Source organism: Methanomicrobiales archaeon (assembly GCA_030019205.1).
GTDB lineage: Archaea > Halobacteriota > Methanomicrobia > Methanomicrobiales > JACTUA01 > JASEFH01.
Genome location: JASEFH010000019.1, coordinates 13,013 through 34,952 on the forward strand (window position 1 = coordinate 13,013; position 21,940 = coordinate 34,952).

The window sequence follows — 21,940 nt, forward strand, 5'->3', positions numbered from 1 at the left end:
CATGCGTCTCCTGCTGAACACCGCGCGGACCGTGCGGCAGGGGGATTCGGTCGAGTTCAAGTACGCACCAGGCTATCGCGAGGCGACCTCCGTCTGTGCGATGCACGAGCTCGACATGCTGGAGCTCGGGGTCGTGCCGGGCGGGAACGTGCGCGTGCGGAACGGTGCGGGCGAGGTGGTGCTGCGCCTGGTCGAACGGGACGACGCGGAGCGGGGGACCCTCTTCGTGCCCTACGGACCCTACGCCAACTGTCTCATACCGGCAGAGACGCACGGGACGGGCATGCCGGACTTCAAGCTGGTCTGGGTGGACGTGGAGCCGACGGACGATGAGCGGTCGACCGTCGGCGAGCTGATGGGGAGCCTGGGGGGTGTTCCCTACGATTCATAGAGACGTCGTCTGCACCTTCTGCGGCTGCCTCTGCGACGATCTGGAGGTGACCGTCGAGGGCGGGCGGATCCGGGGGGTGGACAACGCCTGCGAGCTCGGGGCGCACAAGTTCACCACCGAGGGGCGGCTGAAGGCTCCGATCCGCCGCCGAGGGGGGGTCTGGGGGGAGGAGACCTATACCGCCGCCATCGAGCGGGCAGCGGAGATCCTGCTGGATGCCGATCGCCCCCTGCTCTACGGCTGGAGCGGCACATGCGGGGAGGCCCAGAGCGTTGGCGTCCAGCTGGCGGAGATCCTGGGCGGGGTGATCGACGCAACCACGTCGGTCTGCCACGGCACCTCGATCCTTGCGATCCAGGAGGTGGGTCACCCGGGATGCACGCTCGGGCAGGTGAAGAACCGCGCCGACGTGATCCTCTACTGGGGCTGCAACCCCATCGAGGCCCATCCGCGGCACATGAGCCGCTACACCACCTATACTGACGGGTTCTTCCTGGGGAACTCGCACCGCGACAGAACCGTGATCGTGGTGGATATCCGCAGGACCGATACCGCGCAGGTGGCTGACGAGTTCATAAAGATAAAGCCCGGCGGGGATTACGCCGTGCTCTCCGCCCTCCGCGCGATGGTGAGGGGAAAAGATGACATGATCCCCCCCACGGTGAGCGGTGTCTCCCGTCAGCAACTGCGGCGGGTCGCCGCGATCTGCAAGTCCGCACAGTACGGCGCCCTCTTCTTCGGCATGGGGCTGACGCAGACGGGCGGTAAATACAAGAACATCCGCAACGCGATCGAGCTCGTGGACGAGCTGAACCGCCATACCAAGTTCACGCTGACGCCGATGCGGGGTCACTTCAACGTCTACGGGTTCAACGAGGTCTGCACCTGGATGACGGGATACCCCTTTGCCGTGGACTTTTCGCGGGGCATCGCCTGGTACAACCCCGGCGAGACGAGCGCCGTCGATCTCCTGGCCCGGCGGGAGTGCGACGCCTGCCTGGTGGTGGCGAGCGATCCGGCGGCCCATCTTCCCCGCTCGGCCGTGGCGCATCTCGCCGATATTCCGCTGGTGCAGCTCGATCCCTATCCCAATGCGACCACCGCCTTCGCCGAGATCCAGATACCGGTCGCCGTGACCGGCATCGATGCCGAGGGGACCGCCTACCGCATGGACGGTGTGCCCATCCGCACGCGGAAGATCCTGGACCTGGGGTATCCCGACGACCGCACCGTCCTGCAGCAGATGCTCGAGCGGATCCGGGAGGCGAAAGGGAGATGACCGAACTGCTGATCCGCAACGCCTGCGTGATCGATCCCATCAACGGCATCCGGGGGGAGACGATGGATATCCTGATCCGGGACGCCCGCATCGTGGAGTCGGTGAGCGGCCGTGCGGAGGTGATCGATGCCGCGGGATGCCTCACGCTCCCCGGCGGCATCGACTCGCATACGCATATCTGCGGCACCAAGGTGAACTTCGGGCGTTACATGATGCCGGAGGACATGCGGGCCGGGAGGACGGCGCGGCAGGGGGGGATGCACGCCACTTCGGGCTACAGCGTGCCCACCACCTTCGGGAACAGCTACCGTTACAGCGCGATGGGATACACGACCGTGCTGGAGGGCGCCATGGCCCCCCTCGAGGCGCGGCACACCCACGAGGAGTTCTCCGCGACGCCCCTCCAGGACACGATGGCGAACACGCTCTTCGACGGCAACTGGGCGGTGATGGAGGCGGTGAAGGAGAACGACGTGAAGAGAGCCGCCGCGATCGTCGGCTGGACGCTCTCCGCCGTCAAGGGGTTTGCCATCAAGCTGACCAACCCCGGCGGAACCGAGGCCTGGGGCTGGGGGAAGAACGTGGAGTGCATCCACGATCCGGTCCCCCACTTCGAGGTGAGCCCGATCGAGATCGTCACCGCCCTGGTGCGGGCGAACGAGCTCCTGCACCTCCCGCACTCCGTCCACCTGCACTGCAACCGCCTGGGCGTGCCGGGGAACGCCTGGTGCACGGTGGACACCTTCCGCCACATCCCCGACCTGAACCCGGAGCGGCAGAGCCTCTACGCCACCCATGTCCAGTTCCACGCCTACGGGGGCTCGTCCTGGAAGGACATCTGCTCCCGCGCGGATCTGGTCGCCCGTGCCGTGAACGACCGCCCCCAGATCGTCATGGACATGGGGCAGGTGATGTTCGGGAAGACGACGACGATGACGGCGGACGGGCCGATGGAGTTCAACCTCTACCGCCTCCACCACAACAAGTGGTCCAACCACGACGTGGAGCTGGAGACGGGTTCGGGGATCATCCCCGTCTACTACAGCCGGAAGAGCACGGTGAACTGCGTCATGTGGGCGGTGGGCCTCGAACTCGCCCTCCTGACCCGCAGCCCCTGGCAGTGCCTCCTCGCAACGGACAACCCCAACGGCGCCCCCTTCGTGAAGTACCCCGAGATCATCGGGCTCCTCATGAGCAGGAAGTACCGGGACGCGGAACTCGCCACCCTCCATCCCGAAGCGGAGCGCCGCATCGCACTGCCGGCGATCGACCGCGAACTGGACTGGAACGAGATCGCCGTGATGACGCGAGCCGGGCAGGCGAAGGCGCTGGGTCTTCTCCCCCTCGGCAAGGGGCACCTCGGGCCCGGGGCCGCGGCGGACCTCGCCATCTACCCCGTCCGCATCGGGGAGATCGATCCCTCGGCCGAGTACCGCAGGGTGATCGAGGGGTTCCGGCAGACCCTCTATACCGTAAAGCGGGGGCGGGTGGTGAGCCGCGAGGGAAGGGTCGTCGTGGAGGGCGACAACAGCACCATCTGGGTGAAGCCCCGCATATCCGAGGAGTACGACATGGGGCGGGATCCGGAGTTTGCGAAGAAGTTCGCCCGCTACTACACGGTGCGGATGGGCAACTACCCCGTGCAGGAGGCGTACATCAGGAGGAGCATCTGCATCGAGACGGAGGCGGAGCTATGATGCGGGTGCTCCTGGTGGCAAAACCGCGGAAGAAGCCCAATATTCCCATCGAAGCGGAGCGCATCCTCCCCCGCACGTTCCTCGAGGGCGATGAGTTCACCGTCTTCGAGGGGAACAAGGAGCGGCGGCTCACCGACCTCTTCTCGGTCTCCATCGAGGGTGAGGCGCGGGACGTCTCGGAGGTGGAGGTGATCCTCCGCGGGGACGTATCGCGCGTCAAGCGCATCGGGGAGTACATGGACGGGGGGTGCATCCTGATCGAGGGTTCCGTGGGGATGCACTGCGGTAACTTCATGAGCGGCGGCACGATCGAGATCGGCGGGAACGCGGACCACTGGCTCGCCCGCGAGCTCCAGGGGGGGACGGTGATCTGCCACGGGGACGCCGCCCACTACCTGGCATCCGGCTACCGCGGGGAGAAGCACGGCATGCGGGGCGGCACCGTCATCGTCCACGGGAATGCGGGGGACTTCGCGGCTGAATACCTCGCGGGCGGATCGGTCACCATCCACGGCAGTGCCGGGGACATGGCCGGTGTGGAGATGAAGGGCGGGGAGCTCGTCATCGGCGGCGACTGCTACCGCCCCTGCGGCAACATGACGGGCGGCACGTGCACCGTGCACGGAACGGCCCATAACCTGCTCCCCACGTTCCGGAAGATCCGCACCGCTCCGCTGACGGCGGGAGGGCCGCCGTACGCCGTTTTCGAGGGGGATATCGCCAACAGAGGAAAGGGAACCCTTTTTATACGGAACTACCGATATATGGATTGATGCTCAGGCATTCCTGCGGTTTCGAGGCGAACATACACTGCAAGAAGTGCGGCGGACCGCTCGAGGACCGGGATCGGATCGGGCTCTTCTGCCCCCGCTGCGGGCGGAGGGTGACGGCGGTCTGCCCGGGGTGCGGGAAGCTCTGGTGATCACGTCTGGTTCCGCAGCCACTGCAGGTACCTCTCCCGCAGTCTCCGCAGCTCCTCTCCCGTGAGGTCCTTTCTCCCCGTCTCGCGGAGGAACGTCTCCAGCTGGCTCACCACGCTCTCGGCCTCGTGGTGATCCCGGACGTCTAGGTAGATCGGGATGCTGCTGATATTGATGGTCTCTCCGCACACGTGGCAGAGTTTCCAGCGCTGGTACCGGTCCACGTAGCTGAAGGTCTTGCATCCCGGACAGCGGATGACGAGGTACATCAGTAACGGTAGATACGCATGTCTGGATAAATAGATTCCTAAATTCTCGTTCATCCGGGTTTTCCCGCACAACGGCGCCATGCAGCGCTCCGGAGAGGGTGCCAGCGGGTCTGCTTTCGCACGTCCCGCGCTGACGGAGAGCTGGGGATTCTGCATCGCGCCATGCAGACGACGCCCTCTACAGAATCCGAAGAGGTCGTCGACGTCCACCCTGACCGTACCCCCCCCTCTGCCCGTCTCCTCGCGATCCAGGAGACCTGCAGACGAACGGATCGAATCCGCCGGATCCCGCCTGCGGCGTCCCCTCTGGCACCTCCGGGCGCGCTCTGGAGCCGCGGGAGAGGGTGAAGCGGTCCCCTTCGTCCCCCGGTCACTCGCAGGATCGATCCCCGGCCGTCACGCATCTGTCCTGCCGTGATCCGCCCCGCCGGGGCTTCCCGCCCGGTGCTGATGCCGGGTTTAATCCCTGAAAAGAGGGTGTTCGCTCAATAGACGACGTTCAGTATGTAAATGGATACCCCGATCGCGATCGCGGATGCGACGACCAGCACAGGGTTGATGTGGATCGCCCGCCGGTCCTCGCTCTCGTAGTAGTTGACGAGACCCGCCGACGAGATCAGCCTTCCGCCACCCTTCTTTGCCATAAAGGATATTTTCTCGCGCATGGTATAAAGAAGTAGCAGGTGCCGCAGTTGTCTTCGACCGTCTATGCCGGCCACGCGCTCGTCGGGGAGGATCTGGAGGAGAGGAGCGTGCGGATCCACGTGGAGAGCGGCCGCATCGCCTGCATCGAGGAGGCGCGGAGCGTCCCCGAACTCTGGATCTGCCCCGCCTTCTTCAACGCCCACACCCACGTCGGCGATACTGTCGGCATGGACATCCCGCTGCAGGGATCGCTGGAAGCCCTGGTGGCCCCCCCGGACGGCCTGAAGCACCGCATCCTGGCTGCCACGGACCGTCCCCGCCTCGTCGCCGCCATGCGGGCGAGCCTGCAGGGGATGCTCGCATCCGGCACGCACGGTTTCGCGGACTTCCGGGAAGGGGGTGTGGAGGGGGTGCTCGCCCTGCGGAGCGCGCTCGCCTCCCTCGATATCGCGCCCGTCATCTTCGGGCGCGAGGGCGGGGAGCGGGAGGGCGACGGGATCGGCATATCCAGCATCCGGGATGTCGTTTCTGCCGAGACGCTGGCGGAGGAGGCACGGCGATCCGGCAAGCTCGTGGCGATCCACGCCGGCGAACGGGATGCGTCCGACGTGGAGCGGGCGCTCGCCCTCGAGCCCGATCTCCTCGTCCACTGCACGCATGCAACGGACGCGCAGCTGGCAGAGTGCGCGGATCGGGGGATCCCGATCGCCGTCTGCCCCCGCTCCAACTGGATTCTCGGTGTTGCCGGGGATGCGCAGCACCCACCGCTCCGCCGCATGCGGGAGTTGGGCTGCACCGTCCTCCTCGGCACGGACAACGTCATGTTCATACAGCCGGACATGTTCGCGGAGATGTCCTTTGCATACCACGTCTACCGCCTCGATCCCCGGGACCTGATCCGGGCTGCCGTGCTGGGCTCCAGACTCCTCTTCCGCTCCTTCTTTATCGAAGAAGGCGCCCCCGCAGACTTCCTCCTGATCAGACCCGCGCGATCCAGCCTGGTATTCAGCGCGGATCGCTGCTCCACTATTGTAAAAAGGGTAACCCGGTGCGATATCGAGAAAAACGTTATTAGTACTTCATGTAAATAATTAAGGGTAGTCTCATTTTCCGAGGGTGTGTATGTTTCGCAAGATACTTGCGGCTATTGACGGCTCCAAAACCAGCACGGAGGCTCTGGAGAAGGCCATCGACGAGGCAAGACGATGGTCGGCAGAACTCCACGTGGTCTACGTGGTGGAGACCGGTCTCTTCTCGTCGATCCCGATGGACAACACCTGGGAGGTGATCTACGGGTTGCTGGAGAAGGAGGGGCAGGATGCGCTCTCCGCTGCACGGCAGACCGCAAAGGCGGCTGGCCTGGAGATCGCCACCCATATGCGGCAGGGGCGGGCCGGCAACGAGATCATCCGCCTGGCCGAGGAACTAGGAGCCGACCTGATTGTCTTGGGTGCCCACGGCAAGAGCAATATCGACCGCCTGCTGATCGGCAGCGTGAGCTCGCACGTGGTGAAGTACAGCCCCATAACGACCATGGTGGTGAGATCATAGTCGTGATGACCGTCGCCGACTTCATGACCACCGATGTGGTGAGCGTCGAGATCCCCGGCAGCCGGGACGACGTGCTGAAGATCCTGAAGCGGACGGGCATCAGCGGTGTGCCGGTGCTCAAGGACGGCAAACTCGTGGGGATCATCACGAGAAAAGATCTGCTCCGGAAGTCCGAGGAGACCCAGCTCGGGCTCCTGATGTCGCAGAATCCGGTGAGTGTCGCCCGGGACACCCCCCTGGACGAGGCTGCACGCCTGATGATCGCGCACAACGTGCGGCGCCTGCCGGTGGTCGAGGATGGCAGCCTGGCGGGCATCATCAGCGTGGCGGACCTGATCACCGCCATCGCACAGATGCGGATAAAGCAGGAGATCAAGGATCTCTACACAAGCCACACGTTCGCCCTCTGGGAGGAGACTCCTCTCTGCCTCGTGGGGCGGATCATGGAGATATCCGGCTTCGACGCGATCCCCATCCTGGACGAGGAGGGCAAACTCTCCGGCATCATCACCGAGCGGGACCTCATCAGAAACTCCAGCGTCGAGGACAGCATCCAGACGAGCGACTTCAGCAATGGCACCGACGACGACGAATGGACCTGGGAGAGCATTCGGGATCTCCACACCCTCACCTACGGCGTCTCCAGGATCAAGCTTCCGCCCCGTCCCGTGAAGTCCGCCATGATCAGGAACGTGGTGATGGTGCCCCTGAATGCCGAGGTGAGCGACTGCGCCCTGAAGATGAAGCGGGCCCGGGTCGATCAGCTCCCGGTGGTGAACAGCGACAAGGAACTCGTCGCCATGCTGTTCGATCGCGAACTCATCAAAGTGCTCTGCAGGAATGAGGGGTAACAACAATATTTAAGTCGGTTGCTGTCATTCTATACTCTGGAGCACTTTTATATAATTTCCAGCGTTTATACCATTCGGAGGAAGATATATGTCCGATACGTATCCCCAGACGATGACGGGTACCACTACGGTGGGTCTGACCTTCAGCGGAGGCGTGGTGCTCGCGACCGAGAAGCGGGCGACGATGGGCTACCTCATCGCCAGCAAGAAAGCCAAGAAGATCTACCGCATCGCCGATCGGATCGGGATGACCATCGCCGGCGGTGTGGGGGATGCCCAGCAGCTGGCGCGCATCATGACGGTCGAGTGCAGCCTGTACGAGATCCGGCGCGGAAAGCCCATCACCGTGGCGGCCGCATCGACGCTGCTGTCCAACTACCTGAACCAGAACCGCTACTTCCCCTACTACGTGCAGCTGCTCGTGGGCGGATACGACCGCAACGGACCGAGCATCTTCTCGGTGGATGCCCTCGGGGGTGCGACGCGGGAGGAGGAGTTCATCGCCACGGGATCCGGTTCGCCGATGGCGCTGGGCGTGCTGGAAGACCAGTACCATGCCGATCTGGAGGAGAAGGAGGCGGCCGACCTGGCTATCCGCGCCCTGAAAGCCGCCATGCGCCGGGACATCGCCTCGGGAGAGGACATCTCGGTCGTTGTGATCGCCGCTGACAAGTACGAAGAGGCCACCATCGTCGTGAAGCCGAAGGCGTCCGTCGCTTCAACCGTTTGAAAAATTCTTTTTTGGGAACATATGTATGCTTATTGAGGAGAGGCTTAAGGAATTAAAGGAGAAGATCAACAGTATCGTCCCCCGAGGGATTACTGTCTCCCAGGTAGAATTCGAGGGACCGGAGCTGGTCATCTATACCGACGACCCGAAGGTCTTCGCAGAGCAGGCGGATCTCATCAAGGTGCTGGCACGGGACCTGCGGAAGCGGATCGTGGTGCGCCCGAACGTGCTGGAGGATCCCGAGGTTGCCCTGAACGAGATCCGTGCGGTCGTCGCCGAGAGCGCGGGGATCACCGACGTCTTCTTCGATGCCGATACGGGTGAGGTGCTGATCGAGGCGGAGAAGCCCGGCGTGGTCATCGGCAAGAACGGCTCGACGCTGCGCGAGATCACGCGGCACATCGGCTGGACTCCGAAGGTGGTTCGGACGCCGCCGATCGAGTCCTCGACGATCAAGCAGGTGCGGCAGTACCTCCGCGCCGTCAAGGATGAGCGCAAGGAGTTCCTGCGGGTCATCGGGAGGCGGATCCACCGTGAGATCACCAGCAAGGACCAGTGGGCGCGGGTTACCATGCTGGGAGCCTGCCGCGAGGTGGGGCGGTCGGCGTTCCTCCTCTCCACGCCCGAGAGCAAGATCCTGGTGGACTGCGGCGAGAAACCGGGCAACAGCAACGGCACGCCCTACCTTTACGTGCCGGAGATCCACCCGCTCTCCCAGCTGGATGCGGTCGTGCTGACCCACGCCCATCTGGACCACTGCGCCTACATACCTCTCCTCTTCAAATACGGCTACGAGGGGCCCGTATACAGCACGCCGCCCACGCGCGATCTCTCGGCGATGCTGCAGCTCGACTACCTGGAGGTGCTGCGCAAGGAGAACGAGAAGATCCCCTATACCTCGAACGAGGTGAAGGAGTACATCAAGCGCTCGATCGCCCTGAACTACGGCAACGTGACCGACATCGCGCCGGATATCAAGCTCACGTTCCACAACGCCGGTCACATCCTGGGCTCTGCGATCGCCCATTTCCACATCGGGGACGGGCTCTACAACGTCGCTTTTACCGGTGACTTCAACTACAGCAAGAGCCGTCTCTTCAGCCCGGCGACGACCCAGTTCCCGCGGCTCGAGGCGCTCTTCATCGAGAGCACATACGGGGGCTCGAACGACATCCAGCCGTCCCGCAAGGAGGCCGAAGAGAAGCTCTACGAAGAGGTGAACGCCACCCTCTCCCGCGGCGGGAAAGTGCTGATCCCCGCGTTCTCGGTCGGGCGGTCGCAGGAGGTCATGCTGGCTCTCGAGGAGGGCATCCGCCTGAACAAGATCCCGAAGATCCCGATCTACCTGGACGGGATGATCCGCGAGGCGACCGCCATCCATACCGCCTATCCCGAGTACCTGAACCCGGATCTGCGGAACCAGATCTTCCGCGAGGGGATGAATCCGTTCCTATCGGACGTCTTCGTGCAGGTGGACTCACCCGAGATCCGCGAACGTGTCATCCAGGGCGGCGCCTGCGTGATCGTCACCACGAGCGGCATGCTGAACGGCGGACCGGTGATGGAGTACCTGCGGGGGATCTCATCGGACCAGCGGAACGCCCTCATCTTCGTGGGGTACCAGGCGGAGGGCACGATCGGGCGGCGCATCCAGAAGGGGTGGCGGGAGCTGCCGCTCGGCGGGCGGGAGACGATCGCGGTGAACATGGAGATCGTGACGATCGACGGGTTCTCGGGTCACTCGGATCGCCGCGAACTGATGAACTACGTCGGCCACGTCCAGCCCCGGCCGGAGAAGATCTTCACCATACACGGGGACGAGAACAAGACGATCGATCTGGCCAGTTCGATCTACAAGCGCTACCGCATCGAGACGCACTCCCCCATGAACCTGGAAACCTACCGCATGATCTGACATGAGGGATCGGTGGGCGGTCCTCCTGGGCATATTCGGGGTGATGGCGCTCTCCAACGCGGTTGTACCCGTCCTTCCCGCGTTCTCGGACCGGGTCTCGTTCCAGGGAGCGATCTACGCCGCCTACTTCCTGGGGGCGCTCATCACCGTCCTGCCCGCGGGCGTGGCGAGCGACCGGATCGGGCGGGGGATCCTGATCCGGGGCGGGCTCGTGCTGACCGTCGCCTCCGGCGCCGTGATCCTGCTCTACCCGCAGGGGATCGCGCTGCTGGCGGGGCGGCTGCTCGAGGGGATCGCGGCCGGGCTCTTCGTTGCAGCCGGTCTCTCCTGGGTGAACTCGCGGGCGGATCACGTCCGCCTCTCCGGTTACTTCTTCGCCTCGCTCAACCTGGGTCTCCTCGCGGGGCTCCTGGTTGCGGGCGCGCTGAGCGCACTTGCCTCCACGGCGCTCGGCGGGATCGCCTTCTTCACGGCATTCTCCCTGATCCCCCTCCTGCTGAGCGGGGGCATCTCCGAAGGCGACCGCCGCGGGTTCCGCGTGCCGAACATCCTCCGCCTCGGGCAGAGGTACCTCTGGCTCTACCTCTCCGCCGTGGTGCTGCTCGGCGTCACGGGGGCGATCCCGGCGATCTATCCCCAGTTCAGCGGGGGGGATCCCGCTCTCCTCGGTCTCGAACTCGCCACGATGAACATGGCAACCATCGCCGCCGTCCTGGTCGCCCCGCGGTGGCAGCTGGCGCCGATCCGCACGATCCGCATCGCTGCGATCGGCATGGCGATCGCTGTCATGGGATCGTTCGTGACGCCGCTGGCGTTCCCCGTCATCGGGCTGTGCGCGGGATTCGCGATCGTCTCCCAGATGGCGTTCCTGGCCGAGAGCGGCATTGCGCAGGGGGTGCTGATGGGTCTGTACTCCGCCGCGAACTACGCGGGTTTCGCGATTCTGCCCTTCATCGCGGCCCAGGTTGCGGAGAACGTGAGTTTCCTGGCCGCCTTTGCGGTGGTCGCCGCCATGACCGCGATGATGGCTCTCACGATCGGGAGGTGCGAGTGCGGGTAAAAGAGGTTCCCCGACGTACGACGAGGCGTGCCCGAAGCGCAGCCGTTGCGCCTAGCCGCTCTCTTCCTTCGTGGCGTCCCGGTTCTGGTTGATATCGACGGGCGTTTTGCAGAGGGGACAGGTGGTCAGCCACCGGGATTTTCCCTGGTAGATCCACTCGTAGCCGCACTTCTGGCACTTCAGTATCATTTCAGAGATAGATTGTCCCTCCCCCTATAAGAACGGAATCGGTTCACGATCGGGGGTTGCCTCTTCAAACCGCAGCCTCCTGTCCGTCCGCAGATCCGCTGGCGGGTTCATGGGTCCGGCATCGCCCCCGGAGTGCCTGCCCTCCCCTGCTCTCGCGGGAGCGGTCGAATCGACCGCTCTCCTTTTATACCGGGTGCGCATCTGCAAGGAACGTTTCGACAGGGTTATATATGTATATATGTATGTATGTATTTAGGCAAACCCAGGGGTGATGGATGGGTATGCACGAGAATATCTGGAAGAATTACAATGTGACGCAGCAGAAGATTCTGAACTACCTCTATACGGGCATTCAGAAGGACAAGCGGTTCTTCAAGTCGAAGTACATCGCAAGCGACCTGGGGCTCTCCCCCAAAGAGGTGGGGACGAACCTGGGGATCCTGGCGGAGATCTGCGACGACCTGGATATCGTGCGGTGGAGCTACTCCAGCAGCACGACCTGGATGGTCACGCCCCGTGCAGCGTTGTGAACGGTCCCTCTCCCCCGAAAATACGCCCCCTGTTCTCTTGAGTGCGGCAGGCCGCTACCCCTCCCGGCCCTGATCCCGATCTCCCCCCTCCAGCGGGATCAGGGCATCGGCGATCGCGTCGATCTCGTCCAGCACCCTCAGCTCGCGGCGCTTCATCTCGCGGAGTTCGCCGATGAGGAGCTGGAGACGCTCGCGAAGAACGCTCTCCTGCACCTCGCGGCGGGTTGCTCTGCCGGTATCCCTGGCCATGGCCCGATCTCTGCCTGCGGGCGAGATAAGAATTTCTCCTAAAGGGCCGGGGTGGCGGAGGTGGCGGTTCTCTCCGTGCCGATCCAGAAGATGATCACGGAGATGAGGCTCACTGCCCCGGAGAAGACAAAGACGCTCACGATGCCGGCGAGGTCCATCACCAGCCCGGAGACGACGGGGGCGATGATCATACCGGCGCTCGAGGCGGTGTTGTAGGCACCCATGGCGGATCCCTGGCCGATATCCCTGCCGATGATGGTGGTGATGGCGGTCGCCGAGGGGACCACGATCGCGCTGCCGAGCCCGATCAGGATGGAGGCGGCCAGGAGAGCGGGGAACCCGGCGAGGAAGGGGATGCTGGTCAGGGCTGCCGCCACCAGGACCGAACCGGCGATCACCAGGATGTTCTTGTTGTGGCGGTCGGCGACCCGTCCGAAGGCCCGCTGGAAGATGGCAGTCGTAAAGATGGAGAGGGAGATGGCGATCCCGATCTCGGTGGGCGACAGGAGCAGCAGCATGGCCGCAGCGAGGGGGAGGAACACCCAGAACGTGCCGTTGGCGAAGGAGTTCATGAACTGGAATATGATCACTGCCCGCATCAGGGGGTGGCGCATCGTATCCTTCACCGGGACGCGGACACGCAGGGAAGGCGCGGACTGCGGGAGGAACGCCAGGCAGACGAGCAGGGAGACTGTCGAGAAGAACGCCATCGAGAGGAAGACCGCCTCCATGCCGGCCATGTCCTTGATGATGCCGCCCATGAAGGGCCCGAATCCCATGCCGAGGAACATGGCGATGGAGAAGGTGCCCATGTACTTCCCTTCCTCCCCCTTCGGAGCCGCGTCGGCCACGTAGGCCATGGCGACCGGTATGACCGCCGCCGAGGCCATGCCGTGGATGAGCCGCACCAGCGTGAGCGCATAGACGCTGGTGGCCAGGATATAGCCCAGCGAGAGGAGGGTGTAGAGCAGGAGGCCGGCGAGGATGAAGGATTTTCGGCCCCGGCGGTCCGAGATGGAGCCCACGATGGGCATGACGATGGCCCTTGAGAGGGAGAATCCGGAGAATATGGCGCCTATCCAGAACCCCGTCGCCCCCAGGCTCTCCGCGTAGAACGGGAGGAGCGGAATCACGATGCCGAGCCCGATCATCGCCGAGAAGACGGCGATGAAGAGGACGTTGAAGACGGACCGCGTTCCCGTCGTCGGATCGGGAGGGGCTCCTCCCGGTAAGGGGTCCAGTGAGCGCGGGTGCAGTCTCATGATGTATCTGAATGATACCGGCGGTACGTCGATGCGGCCGGTTCGTATGCAGTATACCTGTGGTCATTCGGGATCCAAAAAATTATGCCCTGGAGCGCAGCCCGGAAAACCGCGCATAACCGTCGTTTCCGGCAAATGCTGAAATGGAAACTTATTATCTGGCCGAAGAGAGGTTTACATGCGGTCCGATGCATGGCAACCGCACAATACTGTTCCGCGGGCCTGCACGGACCCCTCGTATCCTCGTTCTCCGCATACCGCCAGCCCGCAGGCCGAGCGCCGCTGCCATGGCGGGATCGTCCATCGATCGGATGATCCGCACGGTGCAGACTGGCGGCGTCCGGCGGTTCGGAAGCGCACTCTCTCGGCGAATCCCTCGGGCACGGGAGAAAAAGAGTCAGTTCCAGCGAATGCAGTGCGGCACTTTATCGCATTCGGTGCGGTGCATGTTGCACCGGTCTTTCTTTCCTTTCTTCGATACCTTCTGATCGCAGCTATCGCATTTCATAACCCCCCCATATGCGGGGTAAAAACGGATAAATTTTCTTTTTTTCGTTATCGAGATGAGGTGCGGTGATGAATTCCGGATATTCACAGCGGGGGGACGAACATGCTCGTTCCCCTTCGAATGGATGCAGGCGATCGCGCTCTTCCGATGGCATCGGGATCCGGGCGATGCAGAGACCGAACGAGCAGACGATGCTGGTCTGCTGGACGGCAGGCTGTGCCAATCCGTGCCGGTACAGGCGGACCATGCATCGCGGTCTGCGCGATAGGATCCTTGCTGTCGTGCCGGTCACGCCGACATCTGCAAAAGAGGACGATGCGGTCTCCCTGCAGGCTTCAGCGTACCAGCAGGAACAGAACAATTCTTCCGGCACAGAAGTCCCTCACGCACGCGCGGTGCGGGCATCCGTTCCCGGAGGGCCGCGCAGCGGGGCGGATCGAACGGGACAGGCCGGCGTTCGCGCGAAATGGACGCCCGGCTATCTGCTAGAGCCCAAGAGAATGCGGAGGGGGGGATTTGAACCCCTGAACTCCTGCGAGACAGGACCCTGAATCCTGCGCCTTTGACCTGGCTCGGCAACCTCCGCCCAAGCGATCGAGCGCGACTCCCGGAAGGAGCCGCGGATACCGCTGCCTTTCGCAGGCAGGGCATCCATCGCGCATCCATATTATTTCCCGGCCCATCACATAAAGGTGCGTGTCCTGCAGCCGCACGGCTCCCGCGGACCGGGAACCTGCACGAACGAGCGGCACATGAGCCGCTCCCCGTGCCCCTTGCGTTGCCGGGACGATGGGCGGCGCAGTCGGGGTGCGGCACTGCGGGCTCTGTTCGGGATCGGCTGCAGGAAGAGGGGATGCGGCGACGGGCGGGCAGGAAGCCTCCGGCGCGATTCGCAGGCCCGACGATCCCGCCGATCGCCATGGCAGGTATCCTGCCCTGCCGCCCGCCCCCCCCTGCTCATTGCCCTCCGGGCACGTCCCGCGCTTCATTCCGGGCGCCGGCACGCGGACCCTCCGCATGCGGGATCCCGTGCGGATGCAGGCCCGGCAAAAAAAAGAGTGCGTGCGCTGCCTACCTGCCGCTCCGACCGCTCTCCGAACCGCCGAATCCCCCGTTGTTGCTGTCCGAGAACTTCTGCATCTCGCGCTCCCGCAGCTCGTTGCGGCGAATCTTGCCGGATATGGTCTTCGGGAGCGAGTCCACGAACTCGATCGCCCGCGGGTACTTGTAGGGCGCCGTGACCTGCTTCACGTGCTTCTGCAGTTCTTTTACGAGGGAGTCCGAGGGTTCGTAGTTCGGTTTCAGGACGATGAACGCCTTGACGATCAGCCCGCGGATTACGTCCGGCGACCCGACGACCGCCGCCTCGGCGACGGCCGGATGCTCGAGGAGCGCGCTCTCCACCTCGAAGGGGCCGATGCGGTATCCGGAGGCCTTGATCACGTCGTCGTCCCGCCCCACGAACCAGTAGTAGCCGTCATCGTCCCGGTACGCCCGATCCCCGGTGTAGTACCAGCCGTTCACGAACGAGTTCCTGTTCTCCTCGGGACTCCCCATATACTCCCGGAAGAGCCCGACCGGGCGGGGATCCAGCTTGATCGCCATCCGCCCCTCCTGCTTGATCCCGACAGGGTTCCCGTCGTCGTCGTGCAGTTCCACGATCCAGCCGGGCGCCGGTCTGCCCATGGAGCCCGGTTTGCACTCCATGCAGGGGAACGTCCCCACGCAGAGGGTGGTCTCGGTCTGGCCGTATCCCTCGAAGATAGTGATGCCCGTCCCCTCCTTCCAGGCGCGGATCACCTCCGGGTTCAGGGGCTCCCCGGCGCTCGTGCAGTGGCGGAGCTCGGAGAAGTCGAACCGCGAGAGGTCAGCGAGGATGAGCATTCGGTAGATCGTGGGCGGACAGCAGAAGGTGGTGATCGCGTACTTCTCCAGGAGCGGCAGGATCTCCGTCGGCTTGAACTTGCCCCGGATGTCGTAGACGAAGATCGCCGCACCCTCGATCCACTGCCCGAACAACTTGCCCCAGGCGCTCTTCGCCCAGCCCGTGTCCGAGAGTGTGAAGTGGAGGTCCGTGCTCTTCAGGTCATGCCAGAACCGCGCCGTCGTGATGTGCCCGAGGGGGTAGGAATGGTCGTGCACAACCATCTTGGGCTCGCCCGTCGTTCCCGAGGTGAAGAAGATCACCAGGGGGTCAGTCGACCGGGTGCGGCGCATGCCGGGGAGGTTGACCAGCCTGTAGGAGACCGGTGCCGGGTAGCGCAGCTCCTGCGGGTAGCTGATCCAGTTCGGGAGTTCCCCGTCCACGACCATTCGAAGCTGCAGGGACGGGCTCTCTGCGCAGATCTGCTCGATCTTGCCCGCGTTCTCCATGTCGGTGATGACCATCTTGAAGTCCGCCGTGTTCACCCGGTACCGGATGTCCTTGGGGGTGAGCATGGTGGGCGCAGGGCTGTACACCGCCCCGAGTTTGATCAGCGCGATGGTCAGGATCCACCACTCCGGAACCCTGGGGAGCATGATCAGCACCCGGTCCCCCTTGTGGATGCCGTACTTCAGGAGGATGTTCGCCGCGCGGTTGGACTCGGTCTTCAGATCCCAGAAGGTGTACTTCTTCTCATCGCCCTTCTGGTTCACCCAGATCATCGCGAGCTTGTTCCGGTCCTTTGCCGCCCACATGTCGATTATGTCGAAACCGAAGTTGAAGTAGGGAGGGACGTCGATGGAGAAGTTCCTGTACACCTCCTCGTAGTCCCGCATATTGTGCTCTGACTCCGCCATAAAACCGTTCCTACAGTTTTGTTTATGGACGTTTAATGGTGTCTCTTTTCAACCGCGGCGCTGCCGGGCGGGTGACCGCTGCGTTCCGCCCGTGCTCCCCCTCCCGCGCCGACCTCTCCGTCCTCCGCCTCCCGATCCCGTCTGCGGGACGGGGGAATCCCCGGAGCGCCCTCCCTCCCGCGTGGATGCCTGCTATTTCGCGGGTGGCCTCGATCCGGGTTATTACCCTTTGGAGGCATACCCGGCCCAGATCGTTCTGGCTTTGCCATTCCGAACGATATTCTTCGGCGAATCGGCTCTTTCCGGGAGAAACGAACCTGTCGATGCGCTTCTGCCGGATATCCCGATACTGTTATGGTTTAAAAGGGGATACACTTGATCAATGGAAGGCGCAAAGTACGAGACACTGAAGATCGAGAATATCGTGGCGTCCGGAGTCATCGCCGACTCCATCGATCTCCTGGAAGTATCCAGCAAGATTCGGAGCTGCGAGCTGAACACGAAACGGTTCCCCGGCGCGGTCTACCGCATCGACAACCCCAAGATCGCTTCCCTCATCTTCTCCTCGGGCAAAGTCGTCCTGACCGGCATCCGGGACAAGGCGGACCTGGACAGGGGTCTCTCCATCATCATCCGCTCGCTCCGGGAGGCGGGCGTGGCGACCTACGACGAGCCGCAGGTGGCGATCACGAACATCGTCTGCTCCTACGACATCGGGAAGTACATCAACCTGAACAAGGTCGTGATCACCCTCAACCTCGAGAACATCGAGTACGAACCCGAGCAGTTCCCCGGTCTCGTCTACCGCATCGCCGATCCCAAGATCGTGGCGCTCCTCTTCTCTTCGGGCAAGATCATCCTGACCGGCGGGAAGAACCTGGACGATATCAAGCGGGGGCTCGACTTCCTGGAGAAGAAGCTCGCCAACATCATGTGATCTACCAGAATCGGTGAGTCCGCACGAAATTTCTCTCTGCCTTCAGGATCTCGCGATAGAACGCGTCGCCCTCCGTCCCGGTGGCGAGGATGCGGGACGCGGTCTCCGCCCCCACTCCCCGCGCCGCGAGGGCGATGACCGCCTTCCTGCCGCTGGAGAGCACGATATTGGCGTTGCGCAGCAGGCGGAGCTCGATGGCGCGCTCCTCCTCGGTCTTCTTCTTTCTGGTCGCCGCCGCGATCTGCGGGTCCTCCCAGGGTTTCAGGGCGGCGATCAGGCGGGCGCCGCAGACCGGGCACTGCGGGCGCTCCGGCACGCTGGCAACGACGGTGCGGCTCTTCCAGCGGCGGCAGTGCATGCAGAAGAGGATGACGTGGTCCTGCTCCAGCCGCCTCTTCAGGACGGCGATCACCGCCTGGTCCGCCTCCGGCGGCGGGATCATGTCCCTCGAGGAGAAGAGACCCTCGCTCCCGAGCGCCGAGAGGCGGGCGGTCCGCACCCCAACCTCCCCCGATCGGATGGCGGCGAGGACCGCCTCCGCCCCGGCGACGTCCATGTACTGGGAGAGGAGCTCCCGGTAGGCCTCCGCCTGGACGATGGTGCCTTCGAAGAGGTCGATCAGCCGCTGGATGCTGATCCGCTCGTAGTCGGCGTCCGCGTCGATCGCCCCGAACTTCTTGGCGACCTGCACCAGCTTCCACTTGAAGAGGGCGGTCCGTTTCAGCGCCAGGCGGAGAATGCCTCCGACGTGGGCGGGCTCGAGTTCCCGGAGAAGATCCCGCACCTCCGGTGCCCCCACGTTCGAGGGGAGGCGCAGCAGGAAGCGGTAGGCCCCCACCTCGATCCCGACGGTGGTGCCGTAGCGGGCGGAGAGGAGGATGGAGAGCGCCCGAGCCAGCGCCTCGTTCGCCTTGTGGCCGGCGCAGACGTTGCAGACCACGCCCTCGGGGGCGCTCTCGATGGTGATCAGGCGATCGGAGGGGACGGGAGATCCGGCTTCGTCCATCCGCTGCAGGAATCCCGATAAGAACTCCCTCGCGCGCCTGTCCAGGGCGTACTTCGCGAAGTCGCGCTCCCGGCGGGCGCGCCCGACCTCCTGCGCCACGGCGAAGGGTACCGGGATCTGCTCTCCCTCCCAGGAGGGGAGTTCCCCCTGCACCTTCTTCGCCGGCTCCACCATGATCCGGTCCGCCTCGATATCCAGCACCCGCCAGGGCTGGCCCTTGGTGATGAAGACGGCGCCGCTGTGGATCCAGCCCACGACGAAGGACTCGTCCAGGGTCCCGACCGAGCGGCGGGAGACGATGTCGAAGACCGCCATCTTCCGCTCGTCATGGATCATGGAGAGATTCAGCGCGAGGTAGCGGCGCGCCCGGGCAGTGCGGACGATCCGGTCCCCCTCGACGCGGATCAGGCGGTGGAGGGCCATCTGCGCGCAGACGGAGTCCAGCAGCTCCCGCGCATCCTGGAAGCAGTGCGAACGCTCGACGATTGAGAGGACCTGCGCCTTCCGGATCTCGCCGTACTCGACGGAGATCGCGGCGACCTGGTTGGCCAGGACGTCGGCGGCCTGACAGTGGGGGACGACGGGCTCGTACGCACCCGCTCCGGCCATGCGGGCGATCACCGCGGACTCCAGGAGGTCGTCGAACCCGGTGCCCAGGATGGTTCCGCGGGAGACCAGGTGCAGGCGGTGGCCGGCCCGCCCGACCCGCTGCACCAGCCGCGCCACCTCGCGGGGGGACCCGAACTGGACCACGTGATCGACGTGCCCGATGTCGATCCCGAGCTCCATCGAGGATGTCGCGATGAGAGCGGAGATCTCGCCCTTCTTGAAGCGATCCTCCGCCTCGATCCGAACCTCCCGCGAGAGGGAGCCGTGGTGGACCTCCACGTCCCCCCGCTCGAAGAGCTGGTGGCCCAGGGCCTCGGCGGTGACGCGGGTGTTCACGAAGACGAGCGTGGAGCGGTTTCCGTCCAGGCACGCCGCCACCGCCTTCGACTGCTGCAGGAAATCCGCTCCCCCGTAGCGCACCCCGACCTCCAGATAGGGCGCGACCGGGATCTGGACGAGATCGAAGGGGCGATTCCCGCAGAGGAAGCGGCCGATCTCCCCGGGGTTCCCCACGGTGGCGGAGAGGCCGATCCGCTGGAACTCCCCCGCGTATTCGGCGAGCCTCTCCAGCGCGATCGAGAGCTGGGCGCCCCGCTTGGATCCGGCGAGTTCGTGGATCTCGTCGATGACGACGTACCGGACGTTCCGCAGGTAACCACGCAGCTTCCTGCCCATGAAGAGCGCCTGCAGGGTCTCGGGCGTGGTGATGAGAAGGTCGGGCGGGTGCAGGGCCTGGCGCCTCCGCTCCGCCTCGGGGGTGTCTCCATGGCGCACCCCGACGGTGATCCCGAGCTCGCGGCACCACCAGGCCAGGCGGTCCAGGATGTCGCGGTTCAGCGAGCGGAGCGGGGTGATGTAGAGCGCCTTGAAACCCGCCCCCGGGGTGCGGAGGAGGGCGTCGAAGAGCGGTATCATGGCGCTCTCGGTCTTGCCGGTGCCGGTGGGCGCGATCAGGATCAGGTGCTTCCGCTCGACGAGACGCGGAATCGCCTCCTCCTGGGCTTCCGAGAGCTCGGTGAAGCCCCGCTTCTCGATCGCCGCCCGCACCCGTTCATCCAGGGGTGTCAGAGCCTGGCTGGAGGGAACGGAGCGGGCCAAGGTAGGTCCCATCGGTCAGGTACACCTCTGCTTCTTCCATCCGCATGCAGCGGGCCATCGGCCCGAGGGATGTCTTCTTCAACCGCTGCACGTCGAAACCCGCGAACTCGTTGATGGAGGGCATGACCAGGAGGCGGGTCTCGCACCTGCCGGCGGGCAATCCCAGGCACGCCGCATCCAGCGTGGCGGAGAGGTAGGCCTGCGCCCGCAGGGCACATCCCACCTCGTCCTGGAGGGAGACCGTCGGGTGGAGGTGCCCGATGATCAGCCGTCCGCCGGCGAGCGCCGCATCCGGAACGGTGTGTCCGTGAAGGTAGCCGACGCCGTCCACGAGTGCGCCCTTCGCCGGCAGCAGCTCCCCTTCCTCCAGGAACCGCTCCAGTCCGCCGTCGTGGTTGCCCGGCGCCACACGGATCGGAACCCGCTTCCGGAACGCTGCGAGCGCCCCGGGGAGTTCGCGATACTCCTGCCGCGTGGTCATCGGGATGCTGTGCTTGACGTCCCCGAGGAGGATCAGGAGATCCGGGTCCGCCTGCTCTATGCAGGCGATCACCCGCTCCGTCCTCCCCGCGCTCTGGCTGGGGACGTGCACGCCGCGCCGCGCGAGGTCGGCCTCGATGCCGTAGTGCAGGTCCGCGACGACGAGCACCCTCTCTCTGTTCTCCACCTGGAGCGCCGGGCCGGTATCGATGAATGTCAGATGCATGGAATCCTATGCGAGGCGGATCAGCCCCCGTCTCGGCATGTAGCACTCCCCCTCCGCCAGGAGCGCCTCGAGAGCGGCCTTCGCCTCCGCGGGCGGACAGCCCCTCTCCCCGGCCCGCGCGATCAGGAGGTCGATCGGGGTCGGCTCCGTGCAGTCCGCCAGGAGGGCGAGCAGGATCTCCCGCGGGGGCGATGGCGGTGGCGGCTCCCCCTCGCGGACACTCAGCAGCGCACTCTCCACCATCCCGCCGAGCTCCCGCAGCTGCGCCTCCGAGATCCCGTAGTGGGCGATCGCCGCCCGCAGCGCGGGTTCTGCCGCCCCGCCGCGGACGGCGGCGAGGAGGCGCTCGAGCCGCTCGAGGGTGAGCTCCGCCGTCCGCATCACCCAGACGTCACGCGCCGCCCGATCCGACGCCCAGAGCGTCTCGGGCCGCACCCGCACGCTGGACCGCGATCCCTTCTGGAAGAGGCAGGCGGTGGCGGTGACGGCGACGAACCCCGGGATCGGGAGGGTATCGAGGACCTCAGCGACCTCCGGCTGCTGCCAGCCCGCCTCCAGACTGAACCCGCCGCTCGGGTCCGCGATGCGGGCGTGCATCACGCCCCCCCGCCGCCCCTTCACCTCGACGAGGGCGCCGACGATGTAGAGGCGGCGGCAGGCGAGCCCCCCCGGCGTCACGACGAGCGGCGGATCGGACTCCAGCAGCAGGGTAGAGCGGTTGAACTCAGCCGCAAACACCCTCCTCGCTGCATCCATC

At 64.8% G+C, this 21,940-nt stretch carries 22 protein-coding genes and 1 tRNA gene; 13 read left to right on the forward strand and 10 right to left on the reverse strand.

Features of this window, described 5'->3' with window-relative positions; genetic code table 11:
- Position 1 precedes the first annotated feature (1 nt).
- From QMC96_10180 to QMC96_10200, 5 genes are read left to right on the forward strand one after another with little or no spacing between them, the layout of a single operon-like run.
- Positions 2 to 391, forward strand: coding sequence for a molybdopterin dinucleotide binding domain-containing protein (locus QMC96_10180; GenBank protein ID MDI6877123.1), 390 nt, complete (start codon positions 2 to 4; stop codon positions 389 to 391).
- Positions 372 to 1,670: a formylmethanofuran dehydrogenase subunit B gene (locus QMC96_10185; GenBank protein ID MDI6877124.1), complete on the forward strand. Its 1,299-nt coding sequence runs from the start codon at positions 372 to 374 to the stop codon at positions 1,668 to 1,670. The genes QMC96_10180 and QMC96_10185 overlap by 20 nt, the downstream gene beginning before the upstream one ends.
- The gene (locus QMC96_10190; protein MDI6877125.1) at positions 1,667 to 3,367 is read left to right on the forward strand and encodes a formylmethanofuran dehydrogenase subunit A; all 1,701 of its coding nucleotides are present in this window, start codon (positions 1,667 to 1,669) and stop codon (positions 3,365 to 3,367) included. The genes QMC96_10185 and QMC96_10190 overlap by 4 nt, the downstream gene beginning before the upstream one ends.
- Complete coding sequence (locus QMC96_10195; GenBank protein ID MDI6877126.1) at positions 3,367 to 4,140, forward strand: formylmethanofuran dehydrogenase subunit C; 774 nt, start codon at positions 3,367 to 3,369, stop codon at positions 4,138 to 4,140. Before QMC96_10190 ends, QMC96_10195 begins: the two co-directional genes overlap by 1 nt.
- Positions 4,140 to 4,289, forward strand: a complete 150-nt coding sequence (locus tag QMC96_10200) for a DNA helicase PriA (protein ID MDI6877127.1) — start codon at positions 4,140 to 4,142, stop codon at positions 4,287 to 4,289. The genes QMC96_10195 and QMC96_10200 overlap by 1 nt, the downstream gene beginning before the upstream one ends.
- Here the strand turns inward: QMC96_10200 and QMC96_10205 are convergent, their stop codons facing one another.
- A complete protein-coding gene (locus QMC96_10205) occupies positions 4,290 to 4,556 on the reverse strand; it encodes a DUF1922 domain-containing protein (protein MDI6877128.1) in 267 nt (88 codons plus the stop codon).
- A gap of 485 nt (positions 4,557 to 5,041) precedes the next feature.
- Positions 5,042 to 5,200, reverse strand: a complete 159-nt coding sequence (locus QMC96_10210) for a preprotein translocase subunit Sec61beta (GenBank protein MDI6877129.1) — start codon at positions 5,198 to 5,200, stop codon at positions 5,042 to 5,044.
- Positions 5,201 to 5,239: 39 nt separating this feature from the next.
- On the opposite strand from QMC96_10210, the gene QMC96_10215 reads away from it, so the two are divergent.
- From QMC96_10215 to QMC96_10240, 6 genes are all read left to right on the forward strand, one after another.
- Positions 5,240 to 6,292 carry an amidohydrolase family protein gene (locus QMC96_10215; protein MDI6877130.1) on the forward strand — a complete coding sequence of 351 codons (1,053 nt, stop codon included), beginning with the start codon at positions 5,240 to 5,242 and terminating at the stop codon, positions 6,290 to 6,292.
- 31 nt (positions 6,293 to 6,323) lie between these two features.
- A complete protein-coding gene (locus tag QMC96_10220) occupies positions 6,324 to 6,752 on the forward strand; it encodes a universal stress protein (GenBank protein ID MDI6877131.1) in 429 nt (142 codons plus the stop codon).
- Between the two features lie 5 nt (positions 6,753 to 6,757).
- Positions 6,758 to 7,603: a CBS domain-containing protein gene (locus tag QMC96_10225; protein MDI6877132.1), complete on the forward strand. Its 846-nt coding sequence runs from the start codon at positions 6,758 to 6,760 to the stop codon at positions 7,601 to 7,603.
- 88 nt (positions 7,604 to 7,691) lie between these two features.
- The gene (psmB, locus tag QMC96_10230; protein ID MDI6877133.1) at positions 7,692 to 8,333 is read left to right on the forward strand and encodes an archaeal proteasome endopeptidase complex subunit beta; all 642 of its coding nucleotides are present in this window, start codon (positions 7,692 to 7,694) and stop codon (positions 8,331 to 8,333) included.
- A 25-nt stretch (positions 8,334 to 8,358) separates the two neighbouring features.
- Entirely contained in the window at positions 8,359 to 10,248 is a 1,890-nt protein-coding gene (locus tag QMC96_10235; GenBank protein MDI6877134.1) for a beta-CASP ribonuclease aCPSF1, read from the forward strand.
- Between the two features lies 1 nt (position 10,249).
- Positions 10,250 to 11,308: an MFS transporter gene (locus tag QMC96_10240; GenBank protein MDI6877135.1), complete on the forward strand. Its 1,059-nt coding sequence runs from the start codon at positions 10,250 to 10,252 to the stop codon at positions 11,306 to 11,308.
- A gap of 51 nt (positions 11,309 to 11,359) precedes the next feature.
- Here QMC96_10240 and QMC96_10245 read toward each other — a convergent pair whose 3' ends face one another.
- A complete protein-coding gene (locus QMC96_10245) occupies positions 11,360 to 11,497 on the reverse strand; it encodes a hypothetical protein (protein ID MDI6877136.1) in 138 nt (45 codons plus the stop codon).
- A gap of 275 nt (positions 11,498 to 11,772) precedes the next feature.
- Between QMC96_10245 and QMC96_10250 the strand changes: the two genes are divergently transcribed.
- Positions 11,773 to 12,027 carry a hypothetical protein gene (locus tag QMC96_10250; protein MDI6877137.1) on the forward strand — a complete coding sequence of 85 codons (255 nt, stop codon included), beginning with the start codon at positions 11,773 to 11,775 and terminating at the stop codon, positions 12,025 to 12,027.
- A 54-nt stretch (positions 12,028 to 12,081) separates the two neighbouring features.
- On the opposite strand, the gene QMC96_10255 is transcribed toward QMC96_10250, so the two are convergent.
- From QMC96_10255 to QMC96_10270, 4 genes are all read right to left on the reverse strand, one after another.
- A complete protein-coding gene (locus QMC96_10255) occupies positions 12,082 to 12,276 on the reverse strand; it encodes a hypothetical protein (GenBank protein ID MDI6877138.1) in 195 nt (64 codons plus the stop codon).
- Between the two features lie 38 nt (positions 12,277 to 12,314).
- Positions 12,315 to 13,538, reverse strand: coding sequence for an MFS transporter (locus QMC96_10260; protein ID MDI6877139.1), 1,224 nt, complete (start codon positions 13,536 to 13,538; stop codon positions 12,315 to 12,317).
- A gap of 1,009 nt (positions 13,539 to 14,547) precedes the next feature.
- Positions 14,548 to 14,632 (reverse strand) — tRNA-Leu (locus tag QMC96_10265).
- Between the two features lie 485 nt (positions 14,633 to 15,117).
- Complete coding sequence (locus QMC96_10270; GenBank protein ID MDI6877140.1) at positions 15,118 to 16,827, reverse strand: AMP-binding protein; 1,710 nt, start codon at positions 16,825 to 16,827, stop codon at positions 15,118 to 15,120.
- Positions 16,828 to 17,209: 382 nt separating this feature from the next.
- On the opposite strand from QMC96_10270, the gene QMC96_10275 reads away from it, so the two are divergent.
- Positions 17,210 to 17,764 (forward strand): TATA-box-binding protein, encoded by a 555-nt coding sequence (locus QMC96_10275; protein MDI6877141.1) that lies wholly within the window; start codon positions 17,210 to 17,212, stop codon positions 17,762 to 17,764.
- Between the two features lies 1 nt (position 17,765).
- Here QMC96_10275 and QMC96_10280 read toward each other — a convergent pair whose 3' ends face one another.
- Genes QMC96_10280 through QMC96_10290 form a run of 3 tightly spaced genes read right to left on the reverse strand, consistent with a single transcriptional unit; the run spans position 17,766 to position 21,939 of the window.
- On the reverse strand, positions 17,766 to 20,489 hold the full coding sequence (locus QMC96_10280; protein MDI6877142.1) for a DEAD/DEAH box helicase: 2,724 nt from the start codon (positions 20,487 to 20,489) through the stop codon (positions 17,766 to 17,768).
- Positions 20,431 to 21,183, reverse strand: coding sequence for a metallophosphoesterase (locus QMC96_10285; GenBank protein ID MDI6877143.1), 753 nt, complete (start codon positions 21,181 to 21,183; stop codon positions 20,431 to 20,433). Before QMC96_10285 ends, QMC96_10280 begins: the two co-directional genes overlap by 59 nt.
- 6 nt (positions 21,184 to 21,189) lie before the next feature.
- A complete protein-coding gene (locus QMC96_10290; protein MDI6877144.1) occupies positions 21,190 to 21,939 on the reverse strand; it encodes a hypothetical protein in 750 nt (249 codons plus the stop codon).
- Position 21,940 lies beyond the last annotated feature (1 nt).